The 639-nt window shown below is 35.4% G+C and carries 1 protein-coding gene; it reads left to right on the plus strand.

The window, feature by feature from the left end:
• A partial coding sequence (locus QMG30_RS24790) for an IS1634 family transposase (RefSeq protein WP_281819910.1) occupies window positions 1-639 on the plus strand: 639 nt, incomplete at both ends.

Genomic DNA, 639 nt, shown 5'->3' on the forward strand with positions numbered 1-639 from the left:
TGAAGGGTGGATTCACTCTTCATCTGGTAAATCATTTGACATCAGAATATTTGATAAGGATCAGAGGCTCTATGAGGCATTCAAAAATGTGACTTTCTACAAGGAAAGATGGATTAAAGAAGATGGGATTGAACAAAAACTGATTGTAACATATTCTCTGAAATACCGTGATTATCAGCAACAAATCAGAACCAGACAACTCGAGCGTGCAGTCAAACTTATTAGCAGTAATCCAAAGAGTATCGATAAAAAAAGACAGAATGATTATAAACGCTTCATCTGTGCTACCAAGGTTACTAATGATGGCGAAGTTGCTGAAAAAGCTGTCTATAGTCTTGATGAAAAAGCCATCGCGAAAGAGGCTATGTATGACGGTTTTTATGCTGTATGTACAAATCTAGAAGAAGAGGTGTCAACAATTGCTAAAATCAATCATCAGCGCTGGGAGATTGAAGAATGCTTTAGGATTATGAAAAGTGAATTTAAAGCTAGACCTGTATTCCTTCGCAGAAATGACCGAATTAAAGCACACTTTACTACTTGTTTTCTGGCTCTCGTTTTGTATAGATATCTGGAAAAGAAACTGGATAACAAATTCACAACAAATGAAATAATAAATCAGTTGAAAGATATGAACTT

The sequence above is a fragment of the Vallitalea longa genome, assembly GCF_027923465.1.
Classification (GTDB): domain Bacteria; phylum Bacillota; class Clostridia; order Lachnospirales; family Vallitaleaceae; genus Vallitalea; species Vallitalea longa.